The sequence below is a fragment of the Nocardiopsis sp. YSL2 genome, assembly GCF_030555055.1.
Taxonomy (GTDB): Bacteria; Actinomycetota; Actinomycetes; order Streptosporangiales; family Streptosporangiaceae; genus Nocardiopsis.
In genome coordinates, this window is sequence record NZ_JAMOAO010000001.1 from 4,468,642 (window position 1) to 4,483,044 (window position 14,403).

The following is a 14,403-nucleotide window of genomic DNA, read 5'->3' on the forward strand; positions in this document are numbered from 1 at the left end:
TCCGGGAGGCCGGTGTGGAGAGGTGCGCATGCGGCTGGCCGGTGGCCCCCGGTCCGTCTCGAGCATGCGATGTGATGTGACGTTAGCAATAACTTGCAAGCATTGAAAGTCTTTGCAGACTCTCGGGATAAAGATGTGGAAACACCCAGGAAACGGATGGGTGATGATGGGCCGAACGTGGTCGTCATGTGACGCGAGGTGATCAATCTGGTCTCGCCTCACACGTTCGGATCACTCCGCGAAGCCCGCGGTGATCAGCTCCTCGGCCTCGGCGAGCTCCGCCGCGGGGTCCGCACCTGCGATGATGTCCGCACTCGCCTGACTGAACGGCCCCCACACCGCGTCCATCTCCGGGATCGCGGGCATCGGTACGCCGTTTTCACCGGCATTCTGAAAGGCTTGCAGATCCGGGTCCTGCTCGGACAGCGTCTCCAGGGCGTCCACGAGCGCGGGCACCCGGGGGTCGGCCTCGTACAGGATCACCGAGAACTCCGGGTCGGAGACGAAGTCGGCCGCGAACGTGCGCGCCAGGTCCGGATCGGAGGCGCCCGCCGCCACGAAGAAGGTCTGCACACCGATCAGCGGGCGGGCCGGAGCACCGTCCGCGAACGGCGGCACGGGGCTGATCTCGTAGGGAACCCCCGCCTCCTTGATCGCCGACAGGCTCCACGGGCCGGTGACGAAGTACGGCGTCTCACCCTCGGTGAACAGCTCCGTGGCGCGGCTCGCCGTCGTGTCGCGCGTCAGCACGCCCGAACCGGCCTCACCCAGCTCGGCGAGCCGCTCGAAGGCGGCCACCGACTCCGGCGCCGCCACGCCCAGATCCGTGGGGTCGGGGTCGCCAGCGCCGTCCTCGCCGAAGAGGTAGCCGCCGGCGGAGGTGAACAGGGGGTGCACGTGGTAGGCGTCGCCCTCCTCGCCCACCTGCAGGCCGAGCACCCGTGAGGCCCGGTCGGCGTCGACCAGTTCGGAGCCGGTCTCGATCAGCTCCTCCAGGGTCCGCGGTGCCGACGGAGCCATGTCGGTGTTGCGGATCAGTGCCAGGTTCTCGGTGGCGTAGGGGACGCCGTAGACCGCGCCGTCGTAGGTCACCGCGTCCAGGGCTCCGGGCGTGAAGGCCTCGGCCGCCCGCGCGTCCAGGCTCACCGGCGCGACCGCGTCGGACTCGACCAGCTCCCCGGTCCAGTCGTGCGGACCGACCATGATGTCCGGGCCGAGCCCGCTGGCGTGGGCGCTCACGAAGCTGGCGCGCAGCTCCTCGTGCTCGACGACGATCACCTCCACCTGCGCGTCGGACGTGCGCGAGTAGGCCTCGGCGAACGTCATCAGCGCCAGGGCGCGCTCGTCGTCGGCCCAGATCGTCAGGATCCGGTCCGGTCCGGCGGTGTCGGCGGCGGTGTCCGAACCGCAGGCGGTGAGGGCGAGTGCCAGTCCGGCGGCGGCGCACGCGAGGCGCGTGCCCGTCGGTGTCAGGGGCCTCATGGCGTCCTCCAGGGGGGATGGGCGGGGCCCGGGCCATGACCGGTCAGGGCACCGCTGGTGTCGGTGGGGTGAGGGGCGCGAGCCGAACGGTGGACGGAGTCCGGCGCGCGAGAGGAGGGCCCGGGGCGACCTGTGCCGCGGGGAGGGGTGGCGCCGGGGCGGGACGGGCCCGCCCCCGCCCCGGCGCTCGGGCGCGTCACACGCGCAGCCACACCGCCGTCTCGGCGGGCAGGGACAGGGTGCCCTCGGCCGGGGCGGCCACGGGACCGCTGGAGAGCAGCGTCTCCGGCGCGGTTCCCTCTCCGAGCGAGATGTCGGCGGACTCGCCGGTGAGGTTCACCGCGCAGCGCACGCCGGGCTCGCGCTCGAAGTACAGCACGCCCTCGGGAGCGTCCAGCCAGGTCATCGCCCCGTCGCCGAGCGCGTCGAGCTCACGGCGCAGGCGCAGCGCGCTGGTGTACATCTCCAGGGTCGAACCCTCCACGCCGCGCTGGGCGGCACGGGAGAGCCGGCCCCAGCCCTCCGGCTGCGGCAGCCAGGGCGTGCTGCCCTCGGCGCCGAACCCGTAGGGCGCCGCCCCGTCCTCCCACGGAAGGGGCACCCGGCAGCCGTCACGACCGCGCTCGGTGCGGCCCGAGCGCTCCCACGTCGGGTCCTGGAGGGCGTCCTCGGGCAGGTCGGTGACCTCTGGCAGGCCCAGTTCCTCGCCCTGGTACAGGTACACGGAGCCCGGCAGGGCCAGCATCAGCAGCGTGGCCGCACGCGCGCGGCGCAGGCCCTGCTCGCCGCCGCCGAAGCGGGTCACGTGGCGGGTGACGTCGTGGTTGGACAGCACCCAGCTCGTGGTCGCGCCGACCGCGCCGTTGGCGGTCAGGGACGAGTCGATCACCGAGCGCAGGTGTCCCGCGTCCCAGGGCGAGGTCAAGTACTCGAAGTTGAAGGCCTGGTGCAGCTCGTCCGGGCGCAGGTAGCGGGCCACCCGTTCGGCGTCCTCCACCCACGCCTCGGCGACCATGGTGCGGTCGCCGGGGTAGCTCGCGGCGATGGCCGCCCAGCGGCGGTAGATGTCGTGCACGCCGTCCTGGTCGAAGTAGGGCAGGGTCGTGCTGCCGTCCAAAAGGTCGGCCTTGGCGCCGTCCTCGATGTCGGGCAGGGCCGGGTCCTTGACCATGCCGTGCGCGACGTCGATGCGGAAGCCGTCCACACCGCGGTCCAGCCAGAACCGCAGGACGTCGTCGAACTCGTCGTGGACCTCCTGGCTGGTCCAGTCGAAGTCCGGCTGCTCGGCGTCGAACAGGTGCAGGTACCACTGCTCGGGGGTGCCGTCGGGGCGCTTGAGCCGGGTCCAGGCCGGTCCGCCGAAGATCGAGTTCCAGTTGTTCGGCGGCTGCTCGCCGTCGGGGCCCCTGCCGTCGCGGAAGATGTAGCGCGAGCGCGCGGGGCTGCCCGGCTCGGCCGCCACGGCCTCGCGGAACCACCGGTGCGCCGACGAGGAGTGGTTGGGCACCACGTCGATGATCACGCGCAGGTCCAGCTCGTGCGCGGTGGCCAGGAGCGCGTCGAAGTCCGCCAGGGTGCCGAAGCGGGGGTCGACGTCACGGTAGTCGGCGACGTCGTATCCTCCGTCGGCGAGGGGAGACACGTAGAACGGGGTCAGCCAGACCGCGTCCACGCCGAGTTCGGCCAGGTGCGGCAGGCGCTCGCGGATGCCGGCGAGGTCGCCCTCGCCGTCCCCGTCGGCGTCGGCGAAACTGCGGACGTAGATCTGGTAGATGGCCGCGTCGCGCCACCACTGCGACTTAAGCGCCATGTGCGGGGGTCCTTCCCTAGAGCGTCTGCAAGTTCTTGCGCAAGATTACCGCCAACTTACGTCCATGTGACGACCATCTCGACTAGAATCATCGGCATGGGTCCACGACTTGCCGACATCGCGCGGCACGCAGGCGTCAGCGAGGCGACGGTCTCGAGGGTGCTCAACGACAAACCCGGCGTCGGCAGCGACACGCGCAAGGCCGTTCTGACCGCGCTGGACGTCCTCGGATACGAAAGGCCCGCCCGGCTCCGGCAGCGCTCCGCCGGGCTGGTCGGCATGGTCATCCCCGAACTGGAGAACCCGGTCTTCCCGATGTTCGCCCAGGCGGCGGAGGGGGCGTTGGCCCAGCGCGGCTACACGCCGGTGCTGTGCACCCAGACCCCCGGTGGGATAACCGAGGACGAGTACGTGGAGCTGCTCCTGGAGCGCAACGTCTCCGGCATCCTCTTCGTGTCCGGCCGCCACGCCGACACCTCAGCCTCCTACGACCGGTACAACACGCTCGTCTCGCGGCGGCTCCCCATCGTGCTGGTCAACGGGTTCACCGAGGCCATCCCCGCCGCGTTCATCTCCTGTGACGACCGCGAGGCCGGCCGGCTGGCGGTCAACCACCTCATCGCCCTCGGCCACACCCGCATCGGATTCACCAGCGGCCCCGACCGCTACGTTCCGGTCCGGCGCAAGCTGGAGGGGTACCACGCGGCCCTGGCGGCGCACGGACTGAGCGGGCGCGACCTGGTCGAGCTCTCGCTGTTCGGAGTGGAGGGCGGGCACGCCGCGGCCACGCGGCTCATCGAGCGCGGGGTCACGGCCATGGTCTGCGGCTCGGACATGATGGCGCTGGGCGCCATCCGGGCCGCCCGGCAGCGCGGACTGCGCGTGCCGGAGGACTTCTCCGTGGTCGGCTACGACGACTCCCAGCTCATCGCGTTCACCGATCCGCCGTTGACGACCGTGCGCCAGCCGGTCAACGCGATGGCCCTGGCCGCCGTCCGGGCCCTGTGCGACGAGATCGCCGGGCACGCCGTCTCGCACACCGAGTACGTCTTCGACCCCGAGCTCGTGGTACGCGCCTCCACGGCCGCCGCCCCGACCGGGTACACCGTCCCGGCCTCCCTCCCCGGTAGCCGACACGCCGCGCAGGAGGCCTCCACGCCTTCCGCCGCCGTCCAGGACGGCTCCGCGCACCCCGGCGCCGACCCGGTCGCCGGTCAGCGCGTCTGACACCCCCGCCCCCGATCCGCCCCCGTGGCACCACTCCGCACACCCGCCGGGCGGACCCTCCTCCCTCCGGCCCCCGACCCCGACCCCGACCCCGCTCCTCCGACCGCCGACCGGCCGGTCTGTGCCCTCCGGCTCCGACCAGGGCACGCCGCCGCGTCGGCGACACTGGAGGCATGCCTTCCGTTGCCCTCGACGGCGATCCCGTACCGCGCACCGGGGACCTGCCCGAGCACTCCCTCGCGGAGCTGGCCGCACGGCCCCTCGGGTTCTACGTCCACGTGCCCTTCTGCGTCACTCGCTGCGGGTACTGCGACTTCAACACCTACACCGCCGACGAACTCGTCTCGCGGGACGGCACCGCCACCGCCTCGCGGGAGACCTACGCCGACCAGGCGATCGCCGAGATCGAGCTGGCCGACCGGGTCCTGGTCGGCGACCGGCCGCGGGTCAGCACCGTGTTCGTGGGCGGTGGCACGCCCACCCTGCTGCCGGCCGAGGACCTGGGGCGCCTGGTCACGGCCGTACGAGAGCGCTTCGGCCTGACCCCCGACGCCGAGGTGACCACCGAGGCCAACCCCGAGACCGTCGACCCCGGATACCTCGCCCGACTGCGCGAGGCGGGGTTCACCCGTGTCTCCTTCGGCATGCAGAGCGCCCGCTCGCACGTGCTGCGGATCCTGGAGCGGGGGCACACCCCCGGCAGGCCCGAGCAGTGTGTGGAATGGGCCCGCCGGGCGGGCTTCGAGCACGTCAACCTCGACCTCATCTACGGCACGCCCGGAGAGAGCGACGACGACTGGGCGGCGTCCCTGGCGGCCGCCGTCTCCGCCGGGCCCGACCACGTCTCCGCCTACTCGCTGATCGTCGAGGAGGGCACCCGCCTGTCGAACCGCGTCCGGCGCGGCGAGCTCACCGAACCCGACGACGACGCGATGGCCGACCGCTACGTGATGGCCGACGAGGCCCTGGCGGCAGCCGGGTTCACCCCCTACGAGGTGTCCAACTGGGCCCGCACGCCCGAGGGTCGCAGTGCCCACAACCTCCTGTACTGGACCGGCGGCCACTGGTGGGGTGTGGGCCCGGGCGCGCACGGCCACATCGGCGGCACGCGGTGGTGGAACGTCAAGCATCCCGCCGCCTACGCCGCCCGGCTGGCCGCGGGGAACAGCCCGGGGCAAGCCCGCGAGGTCCTCACGGAGCAGGAGCGGCGCTTCGAGCGGGTCCTGCTGGAGCTGCGGATCGAGGAGGGGTGCCCGCTGGAGCTGCTGGAGCCGCACGGGCGCGCGGCGGCGGTGCGGGCGGTCGCCGACGGCCTGCTGCACCCCGAGGCGCACGCCGCCGGTCGGGCCGTCCTGACCCGGCGCGGCCGCCTGCTCGCCGACGCGGTGGTGCGCGACCTCACCTGAGGCCGACCCGGGGCGGGCACGGCGACGACGAGGGGCCCGGCACACGTGCCGGGCCCCTCTCGGGTCAGGTCGGGTTCGCTGTCGCGCGGTCCGGCTACTTCACCCAGTCGACGGTGATCGGGTACTTGAACAGTTCGCCCCGGTTGGCGGCCTGCGCGGCCTGGACACCCATGATGATGGAGAAGATCCAGGCGGCGGGCCAGGCGAGGACGCTGATGAGCCCGATGAAGGGGATGGCCCCGATCACGCTCACGGCCACGTAGGCGATCAACAGGACCAGCTGGAAGTTCAGTGCGGCGACCGCCTGCTGGCGGACGAACGGGGACTCGTCCTTCTTGATGAGCCAGATGATCAGCGGGACGAGCCAGCCGAGGATGCCGCCGCCCAGGTGGGCGAAGAACGCCATCTGCTTCTCGTCCGGGCTGGGCTGCCCTCCGTAGCCCTGCTGACCTCCGTAACCGGGCTGCCCGCCGTAGCCGGGCTGGCCCCCGTAACCGGGCTGCCCGCCGTAGCCGGGCTGTCCGGGCGGGTACCCGCCCGGCTGCTCGCCGTACCCCTGGCCCTGGCCGGGGGGCGGGGGATATCCGCCGGGCTGCCCCTGCGCGGGGTAGCCGCCGGACTGGTCCGGGTGCGGCGGGTAGCCGCCCTGCTGGGGGTAGCCGCCGGGCTGCCCCTGCGCGGGGTAGCCGCCGCTGGGGGGACCGGGCGGCTGGGAGTAGCCCCCGGTGCCCTCCTGGTGGCCGGGGTGCCCCTGACCGTGGGGGTCCTCTGGTGGTGGCGTGTTCGGGTAGGACATGTGGCTCCTTCTGACGGGGGTGATCGGGGGTGCCGTCTTATTTCAGCAGGCGGATGCTCAGCGGGTAGCGGTACCACGTGCCCTTGTTCGCGCCGCTGGCGCCGATGACGCCGAAGACGATCGCGAAGATCCAGACCAGGCCGACCAGCAGGGAGCCGATCCACGAAAGCGCCGGGAAGGTGATGCCCAGCACGATGAGGATCACCCAGGCGAAGATGTAGCCGAGCAGCAGCGTGATCTGGAAGTTGGCCGCCTCCGAGGCGTGGTGGCGCACGAAGGGCGACTGGTGCCGCTTGGCGAAGTAGATCGCCAGCGGCGGGATCCAACCGAGGCACGCGATGATGAATCCGGACAGGTGCGCGAGCATCGCCACGAGCGTATCGTTCTCGCCGCCATGGGGGGCCTGCTGCTGATATCCGCCGGGCCCGCCGTGGACGGCCTGTTCAGCCGGGTGCTGGGGCTGTTGTCGGGGTTGACCGTAGGGCTGCTGCCCGTACGGGGTCTGTGCCGCCTGGGGTGCGCCGTAGGCGGGCTGGCCGCCCGTCGGCTGCTGTGGAGGCGGGGGCGCGAACGCGGGCTGTTGGCCGTACCCGGGCTGGGCCGCGTACGGGGACTGTTCACCCGGGGGCTGTGGGGGCTGCTGGGCGTAACCCTGCTGCTCCTGGGGTTGCCCGTAGGGCTGCGGAGGCGCGTAGCCGGGCTGGGGCTGCTGCCCGTAGCCCTCAGGGCCGCCCGCGGGCTGCTGGGCGTAGCCCTGCTGCTGGTACTGCTGCCCGTAGGCGGGCTGGCCGCCGGTCGGCTGCTGTCCGTACCCGGGCTGGGCCGCGTACGGGGACTGTTCACCCGGGGGCTGTGGGGGCTGCTGGGCGTAACCCTGCTGCTCCTGGGGTTGCCCGTAGGGCTGCGGAGGCGCGTAGCCGGGCTGGGGCTGCTGGGCGTAGCCCTCAGGGCCGCTCGCGGGCTGTTGGCCGTAGCCGGGTTGCGGCGCGTACGGGGGCTGTTCACCCGACGGCTGTGGGGGCTGCTGGGCGTAGCCCTGCTGCTGGTACTGCTGCCCGTGGGCGGCCTGGCCACCCGAGGGCTGCTGACCGTACTCCGCCTGCTGGCCATAGGCGGGCCGGCCGCCGGTCGGCTGCCGTCCGTCGCCGGGCTGCGGCGCGTACGGGGACTGTTCACCCGACGGCTGCCGCCCAGGGTCCGCCTGCCCGTACTGCGGGGGGCGACCCTCCTCGGGATCATCCGGGGCAGGGGGATTCGTCGGGTTCTCGCTCATGCTCTTCCTCGGCTCCGCTGGTGTGGGGCGGCTTCTGTACTTCCCGGCAGTACCGACGACCGCGCGGGCCGCGAGGTGGCGACCACGGCGGTCGGATGCCGGGCTCCGAAACCGTCGCCTGCCAGAATCCTAGATCCTGTACGCCTCACACCGCGAAGTCGCCGCCGCGCGGCGCGGTCGGCGGTCGCACCTCACTCGTCCGGGTGGGGGCCGGTGACGAAGTCGATCAGTTCCTCCACCCGCCCCAGGAGCGACGGCTCCAGATCGGCGTAGCTGCGCACCGAGCCCAGGATCCGCCGCCAGGCCTCGCCGGTCTCCATCCGCCAACCCAGGCCGCTGACGACGCCCTCCTTCCAGGGGCGGCCGCGCGGCACCTCCGGCCAGCGGTCGATTCCCAGCGCGCTCGGGCGGACCGCCTGCCACACGTCGACGTAGGGGTGACCCGCCACGAGCACGTGCTCGCCCTCCACCCGCGCGGCGATGCGCGACTCCTTGGATCCGGGGACCAGGTGGTCCACGAGGACACCGAGGCGCCGTCCCGGGCCGGGTGAGAAATCCGCCACGATCGCGGGCAGATCGTCCACACCCTCCAGGAACTCCACGGCCACGCCCTCCACGCGCAGGTCGTGGCCCCAGACCCGTTCCACGAGCTCGGCGTCGTGCAGGCCCTCGACGTAGATCCGGCTCTCCCGGGCCGTGCGCGCCCGCGTGCCCGGCACCGCGACCGAACCCGAGGCACTGCGCAGCGGCCCGCGCGGCGCCGCGGCGGGGCGCACGAGCGTGGCCGGGGCGCCGTCGATCAGGAACGCGGCCGGTCCGAGGTCGAACACCCGGCGGCGCCCGGCGCGGTCCTCCAGCGTCACGGTCGCCTTGTCCCAGCCGACGACGGCACCGCAGAATGTCTCGTCGGCGTCCTCCACGACCAGGTCGCGGCTGAGCGGCACATCCGGCACAGCGCCCTTCCTGGGCCGTCGCCAGTCACCCGCCAGCACGTCGCGGCCGTAGCGCTTGGTTCCCTTGGTAGCCACGGTCGTGCAGTCTAGTGGGGGCGCCGCGTTCCTACCGGTTGGTAGACAACGGGGTTTGCGCGCGCGCATAGAATTAGCACTGAGGACCATGGAGTGCCAGGAGGTGGCGAGTTGCTGGATGAGCGCAAGCTCGCGGTCCTGCGTGCCGTCGTCGAGGACTTCGTCAACACCAACGAACCGGTGGGTTCCCGCGCTCTGGCGGACCGGCACCCGCTCGGCGTCTCCCCGGCGACGATCCGCAATGACATGGTCGCCCTCGAAGAGGACGGATACATCACCCAGCCGCACACCAGTGCGGGCAGGGTCCCCACGGACAAGGGCTACCGGCTCTTCGTCGACCGCCTGTCGTCGGTCAAACCGCTCTCGGTCGCCGAGCGACGGGCCATCGAGTCCTTCCTCACGGGCGCCGTGGACCTGGACGAGATCGTCGCCCGAACGGTGCGGCTGCTCGCCCAGCTCACCCGCCAGGTCGCGATCGTGCAGTACCCGTCGTTGACACGCTCCTCCGTCCAGCACGTGGAGCTGGTCCCCCTGGGGGGCCAACGGATCATGATGGTCGTGATCACCAACACGGGCCGGGTCGAGCAGCGCGTCATCGACGGGCTCGGCGACGTCGACGCGGCGATCGTCGGCGATCTGCGGGAGATGCTCAACCGGGCCATCGCCGGACGCCACCTGGCCGACGTGCCCGACGCGGTTCAGGACCTGCCCGCGCAGGTCGATCCGGAACACCGGCGCGTCGCCGTGGCGGTCCTGTCGGTCCTGCTGGACAGCCTCGTCGAACGGCACGAGGAGAAGATCGTCCTCGCGGGGACGGCCAACCTCGCCGCCGTGGACTTCGCCGCGAGTCTGCGTGAGGTTCTGGAGGCGCTGGAAGAGAACATGGTCCTCATCCGTTTGCTGGGTGAGGCGAAGGATCCGTCGATGCTGACAGTGCGCATCGGCGAGGAGAACCTCCACGAGGGTCTGCGGACCGCCTCCATCGTGTCGGCCGACTACGGCGTGGGAAACCAGTCGCTGGCCAAGATCGGTGTGGTGGGTCCGACCCGGATGGACTACCCAGGGACGATGGGAGCGGTACGCGCGGTGGCTCGGTATGTCGGACAGATTTTGGCAGGACAGTAACTCAGTGGCCAGAGACTATTACCAGGTTCTCGGGGTGCGTCGCGACGCGTCCAAGGACGAGATCAAGAAGGCGTACCGGAGGCTCGCACGCGAGCTCCACCCGGACATCAACCCGGACCCCGCCACGCAGGAGCGCTTCAAGGAGGTGACCCAGGCCTACGAGGTCCTCTCCGACGAGAACAAGCGTCGGATGTTCGACATGGGTCACGACCCCTTCGCTCCAGGCGGCGGCGGTGGCGGCGCGGGTGGATTCGGCGGCGCCGGGGGTTTCGCCTTCGACGACATCATGAACGCGTTCTTCGGCGGCGGCCAGCCCGGCGGGCGGTCCCCGCGCGAGCGCGTCCGGCGCGGACGCAGCATCAAGATCCGCATCGAACTCGACCTCGTCGAGACGGCGTTCGGCGTGAGCAAGGACATCACGTTCCCCACCGCCATCCTGTGCGAGACGTGCCAGGGCGAGGGGACGGCGGCGGGATCGCACCGCACCACCTGCGAGATGTGCCACGGCCAGGGCGAGGTCTCCCAGGTCACCCGCTCCTTCCTCGGCCAGGTCATGACGTCCCGCCCCTGCCCGCAGTGCTCCGGCCAGGGCACGGTCATCACCAACCCCTGCGGTGACTGCGCCGGCGAGGGCCGGGTGCGCGAGAAGGTCACCCGCACGGTGAAGATCCCCGCGGGCGTCGACGACGGCACCCGCATCCAGCTCGCAGGCGAGGGCGAGGTCGGCCCCAACGGCGGGCCGCGCGGCGACATCATCCTGGAGATCATCCAGAAGGCGCACCCGACCTTCGAGCGGCGCGGCGACGACCTGCACTGCACGGTCACCGTGCCCATGACCGCCGCCGCGCTGGGCGCCTCGTTCGCGTTCGACACGCTGGACGGCACGGAGAACATCGACCTGCGCCCGGGGACCAACTCCGGCCACGTCATCACACTGCCCAACAAGGGCGTGACCCATCTCGACGGGGGCGGCCGGGGCGACCTGCGCATCCGCGTGGACGTGGAGACCCCGAACAAGCTGGACGAGGAGCAGGAGGCCCTGCTGCGCAAGTTCGCCGAGCTGCGCGGGGAGGACCAGAACCCGGGCCGCTTCAGCCCCGGGCACGGCGGCCTGTTCGCCAAGCTCCGTGACGCCTTCGGTGCCAAGTGACCCCACCGGTCTTCCTGGTCGACGACGCCGCCGACCTGGCCGCCGCCACGGTGGTCCTCACCGGCGCCGAGGGGCGCCACGCCGCCGTGGTGCGGCGCATCCGCGCCGGTGAGACCGTCGACCTCTCCGACGGCCGTGGCGAGCGTGCTCGCTGCACGGTCGTCGAGGTCGGCAAGGACGGCGTGGTGTGCGAGGTCGGCGAGCGCTGGCACGAGCCGGCGCCGCGACCCCGGCTGACCGTCGTGCAGGCGCTGCCCAAGGGCGACCGCGGCGAACTGGCCGTGGAGATGATGACCGAGGCCGGGGTCGATGTGATCGTCCCCTGGGCGGCCGAGCGCTGTGTCACCCGTTGGAAGGGCGACCGGGCTGCCAAGTCGCTGGCCAAGTGGCGCGCCACCGCCCGTGAGGCGGCCAAGCAGGCGCGCAGGGGCCGCCTGCCGGAGGTCACCGGACTCGCCGGGCGCGACGACGTGGCGGCCCTGCTGTCAGGGGCCGACGCGGCCGTCGTGCTGCACGAGGACGCGACGGCCAGGCTGAGCGACATCGCCGTTCCCGACGGTGACCGGGGTCCCGAGGGCGGAGTCGTCCTGGTGGTGGGTCCCGAGGGCGGCTTCTCCGACACGGAGCTCGACATCTTCACCGCGGCCGGGGCGGAACCGGCCCTGCTCGGGCCGACCGTCCTGCGCACCTCCACCGCGGGGGTGGCCGCGCTGTCGATCCTGCAGGCGCGGTCCGGCCGCTGGTAGGGGGCGAACGACCGGGCGTCGCGCGCCGGTGGAGGCGGCGGCGCACCTGAGAGCGATCGCGGTGACGCATCGGCGCACCGACAGCCGGAGCGCGGCTCCACCGCACACGACGACGCCCACGGGGTCCGATCCCGTGGGCGTCGTCGTGCGCGGGAAGCGGGGGCGGCGGCGCGACGCCGCCCCGCTCACTCCTCCGTGCTCTTGCTGCTCGTGGTGCTGTCGCCGGTGGAGGGCGTCGAACCGCCGTCGCCGCTCTCGGTCGAGCCGTCGTCGGAACCGGGCTCCTGGTCCCCGGTCCCCGGGTCGGTGCCCGGTTCGGTGCCGGGGTCGGTGCCGTCACCGTCGCCCGGACTGGGCTCCTCGCTGGGTTCGCACTCCTGCTGCTGTTCCTCCTCCGCCGGCGCGTCCGTCTCCTCCTCGGCGTCCGTCGTGGCGGACGAGGGCGGGTCCTCGCGGGACGGGGCGCACGTCGCCGTGGTGTCGACGCCGTCGTCGGCTGGGTCGGTCTCCTCCTCGGTGGGGGAGGGGGCCGGCTCTTCGACGGGGTCGTCAGGAGCCTCGGCGGGCGCGGTGTCGGAGTCCCTGGTGGGCCCCGGGGCCGCGATGCCGGGTCCGTCGACGTCGTCCTCGGGCGGGGCGCCCTCGCGGTTGGCGCCCGCGGGGACGATGTCCAGGACCTGGTCGCGCACCTGCGGAGTGGACATGACGACGGACGCGGCGATCAGTCCGGCACCGGCCACGGCCAACGCCGGGCGCAGCCATGGAAGACCGAACCAGGACGTGTCGCGGTGGCGGTCGGTGCGGTCACGGATCAGTTGCAGGGCCTCGGCGCCGGGCGCGACGGTGTCGGCCTCGGCCTTGAGGATCTGCCGGAGCTGGTCCTCGAACTCGGAGTTCGCGGGATCGGTGGGGCTGGTCATGTCGTCTGCTCCAGAACAGAGCGCAGCGCGGAGATTCCACGGGAGGTGTGGCTCTTCACCGCGCCCTTGCTGATGCCCATGGCGTCAGCGATCTGAGCCTCGGACAGGTCGCCGTAGTACCGGAGCACGATCGCCTCTCGCTGACGGGTGGGTAGTTTACGCAGGGCCCGGATCACCGCCTCACGCTCCAAAAGGTTCATGGCGCCGTGTTCGGCGCTGGGTGCGTCGGGCAGGGCTTTGGGTGCGTGCTTCTCGACGACCGCACGGTGCCGAAGAACGGACCGGGCCTTGTTGACCACGGCCTGGCGCAGGTACGACAGGGCCTTGTTCGGGTCGCGAAGGCGGCGCCACGCGCCGTGCATGGCCACGAACGCGTCCTGGACGACCTCTTCCGCGGTCGCGTGGTCGCGCACCAGCAGCGCGGCGAGTCGGACCAGCGGACGGTAGTGCTCCCGATAGAGCTCCGTGACCGCGTGGTCGGCGTCCCACTCCACGGAGAGCGGAGCTGTGGCGGCTCCAGCCACGATGGTTTCAGTCGTCACATCAGTTCGACGCACACCCTTGTCGCGGGGTTTACGAAAGGGCATACCTCTTCTTTTCCAGGTAGACACGCGTTTCAATTCGAACACGCACAAGGTCGGCCGGTGTCGGACATGGTCGGCGACACGGCGTACGGGGGGAAAGAGTACCGTGCCCACGAGCCCCACCGGCAGGACCAGGGCCCCCGTTCCGCGGACCGGAGTGCTCTGTCCAGAGCGAACCGGTGGCCGGCTGCGGCATCATGGGTGTCGACAGCCCCGAGACCGCGGCCGCGCAGACGGCCGCGGCCCCCGTACGGAGGTGCGTGATGGCCCAGGACGACTGCCTTTTCTGCAAGATCGTGAAGGGGGAGGTCCCGGCCGAGATCGTCCGTGAGGGGAAACGCACCCTGGCGTTCCGCGACATCAACCCCCAGGCACCGACGCACGTCCTCGTCATCCCGCGTGAGCACGTCCGGGACGCGGCCTCCGCGGCCGCCGCCGACACGGGCCTGGTCGACGAGATCGTGCGCGAGGCCCGCGCGGTGGCCGAGTCGGAGGGCGTGGCCGAGACCGGGTACCGGCTGGTGTTCAACACGGGCAGCGGAGCCGGACAGACGGTGTTCCACCTGCACGCACACCTGCTCGGCGGCCGCGGGCTCAACTGGCCTCCCGGGTAGGCCGCGCCCGGCCCGGGGCGGTCCCGCGCCCGGTCCTCGGCCACGCCGCACTCCTCGGGGCCCCTCACGGTGCGGTTCGAGCGGGGGCGTCCACGCGTCCGCGCACGGGTGTGGCCCGGCGGTGCTCCAGGGGCCTCCGGCGTCCGTCCACAGCGGAGGAAATTCGATCGAGGGCGCCGTGGCCACCTTGGTAGACTCGGTTCGTGGGCCCGAAGCGAACCGGTGGTACCAACGGGACACCG

The 14,403-nt window shown here is 72.1% G+C and carries 13 protein-coding genes; 6 read left to right on the forward strand and 7 right to left on the reverse strand.

Going from position 1 to position 14,403, the window contains the following annotated elements; genetic code table 11:
- Positions 1–231 precede the first annotated feature (231 nt).
- Both M1P99_RS19650 and M1P99_RS19655 read right to left on the reverse strand, forming a co-directional pair.
- Positions 232–1,482 carry a maltose ABC transporter substrate-binding protein gene (locus M1P99_RS19650; RefSeq protein WP_304454067.1) on the reverse strand — a complete coding sequence of 417 codons (1,251 nt, stop codon included), beginning with the start codon at positions 1,480–1,482 and terminating at the stop codon, positions 232–234.
- A 196-nt stretch (positions 1,483–1,678) separates the two neighbouring features.
- On the reverse strand, positions 1,679–3,292 hold the full coding sequence (locus tag M1P99_RS19655; RefSeq protein ID WP_304454068.1) for a glycoside hydrolase family 13 protein: 1,614 nt from the start codon (positions 3,290–3,292) through the stop codon (positions 1,679–1,681).
- Positions 3,293–3,388: 96 nt separating this feature from the next.
- Between M1P99_RS19655 and M1P99_RS19660 the strand changes: the two genes are divergently transcribed.
- Both M1P99_RS19660 and hemW read left to right on the forward strand, forming a co-directional pair.
- Positions 3,389–4,519: a LacI family DNA-binding transcriptional regulator gene (locus tag M1P99_RS19660; RefSeq protein WP_304454069.1), complete on the forward strand. Its 1,131-nt coding sequence runs from the start codon at positions 3,389–3,391 to the stop codon at positions 4,517–4,519.
- A 173-nt stretch (positions 4,520–4,692) separates the two neighbouring features.
- Positions 4,693–5,925 (forward strand): radical SAM family heme chaperone HemW, encoded by a 1,233-nt coding sequence (gene hemW / locus M1P99_RS19665; protein WP_304454070.1) that lies wholly within the window; start codon positions 4,693–4,695, stop codon positions 5,923–5,925.
- A gap of 94 nt (positions 5,926–6,019) precedes the next feature.
- On the opposite strand, the gene M1P99_RS19670 is transcribed toward hemW, so the two are convergent.
- The 3 genes from M1P99_RS19670 to M1P99_RS19680 form a co-directional block, all read right to left on the reverse strand.
- Positions 6,020–6,721: a DUF4870 domain-containing protein gene (locus M1P99_RS19670; RefSeq protein ID WP_304454071.1), complete on the reverse strand. Its 702-nt coding sequence runs from the start codon at positions 6,719–6,721 to the stop codon at positions 6,020–6,022.
- A gap of 37 nt (positions 6,722–6,758) precedes the next feature.
- Positions 6,759–7,994: a DUF4870 domain-containing protein gene (locus M1P99_RS19675; protein WP_304454072.1), complete on the reverse strand. Its 1,236-nt coding sequence runs from the start codon at positions 7,992–7,994 to the stop codon at positions 6,759–6,761.
- A 191-nt stretch (positions 7,995–8,185) separates the two neighbouring features.
- Entirely contained in the window at positions 8,186–9,022 is an 837-nt protein-coding gene (locus tag M1P99_RS19680) for a DUF3097 domain-containing protein (protein ID WP_304454073.1), read from the reverse strand.
- A gap of 111 nt (positions 9,023–9,133) precedes the next feature.
- On the opposite strand from M1P99_RS19680, the gene hrcA reads away from it, so the two are divergent.
- From hrcA to M1P99_RS19695, 3 genes are read left to right on the forward strand one after another with little or no spacing between them, the layout of a single operon-like run.
- On the forward strand, positions 9,134–10,147 hold the full coding sequence (gene hrcA / locus M1P99_RS19685) for a heat-inducible transcriptional repressor HrcA (protein ID WP_304454074.1): 1,014 nt from the start codon (positions 9,134–9,136) through the stop codon (positions 10,145–10,147).
- A gap of 4 nt (positions 10,148–10,151) precedes the next feature.
- Complete coding sequence (gene dnaJ / locus M1P99_RS19690) at positions 10,152–11,297, forward strand: molecular chaperone DnaJ (RefSeq protein WP_304454075.1); 1,146 nt, start codon at positions 10,152–10,154, stop codon at positions 11,295–11,297.
- Positions 11,294–12,043: a 16S rRNA (uracil(1498)-N(3))-methyltransferase gene (locus tag M1P99_RS19695; RefSeq protein WP_304454076.1), complete on the forward strand. Its 750-nt coding sequence runs from the start codon at positions 11,294–11,296 to the stop codon at positions 12,041–12,043. The genes dnaJ and M1P99_RS19695 overlap by 4 nt, the downstream gene beginning before the upstream one ends.
- A gap of 185 nt (positions 12,044–12,228) precedes the next feature.
- Here M1P99_RS19695 and M1P99_RS19700 read toward each other — a convergent pair whose 3' ends face one another.
- Positions 12,229–12,963: a hypothetical protein gene (locus M1P99_RS19700; RefSeq protein ID WP_304454077.1), complete on the reverse strand. Its 735-nt coding sequence runs from the start codon at positions 12,961–12,963 to the stop codon at positions 12,229–12,231.
- Entirely contained in the window at positions 12,960–13,490 is a 531-nt protein-coding gene (locus tag M1P99_RS19705; protein ID WP_121188602.1) for a SigE family RNA polymerase sigma factor, read from the reverse strand. Before M1P99_RS19705 ends, M1P99_RS19700 begins: the two co-directional genes overlap by 4 nt.
- Positions 13,491–13,810: 320 nt before the next feature.
- On the opposite strand from M1P99_RS19705, the gene M1P99_RS19710 reads away from it, so the two are divergent.
- The gene (locus M1P99_RS19710) at positions 13,811–14,161 is read left to right on the forward strand and encodes a histidine triad nucleotide-binding protein (RefSeq protein ID WP_304455758.1); all 351 of its coding nucleotides are present in this window, start codon (positions 13,811–13,813) and stop codon (positions 14,159–14,161) included.
- Positions 14,162–14,403 lie beyond the last annotated feature (242 nt).

Bases quoted from the DNA above. Each gene is read 5' to 3' on its own strand.
- M1P99_RS19675 (WP_304454072.1), bottom strand. From the start codon at position 7,994: ATGAGCGAGAACCCGACGAATCCCCCTGCCCCGGATGATCCCGAGGAG.
- M1P99_RS19670 (WP_304454071.1), bottom strand. From the start codon at position 6,721: ATGTCCTACCCGAACACGCCACCACCAGAGGACCCCCACGGTCAGGGG.
- M1P99_RS19710 (WP_304455758.1), top strand. From the start codon at position 13,811: ATGGCCCAGGACGACTGCCTTTTCTGCAAGATCGTGAAGGGGGAGGTC.
- M1P99_RS19700 (WP_304454077.1), bottom strand. From the start codon at position 12,963: ATGACCAGCCCCACCGATCCCGCGAACTCCGAGTTCGAGGACCAGCTC.
- M1P99_RS19660 (WP_304454069.1), top strand. From the start codon at position 3,389: ATGGGTCCACGACTTGCCGACATCGCGCGGCACGCAGGCGTCAGCGAG.
- M1P99_RS19655 (WP_304454068.1), bottom strand. From the start codon at position 3,292: ATGGCGCTTAAGTCGCAGTGGTGGCGCGACGCGGCCATCTACCAGATC.
- hemW (WP_304454070.1), top strand. From the start codon at position 4,693: ATGCCTTCCGTTGCCCTCGACGGCGATCCCGTACCGCGCACCGGGGAC.
- M1P99_RS19650 (WP_304454067.1), bottom strand. From the start codon at position 1,482: ATGAGGCCCCTGACACCGACGGGCACGCGCCTCGCGTGCGCCGCCGCC.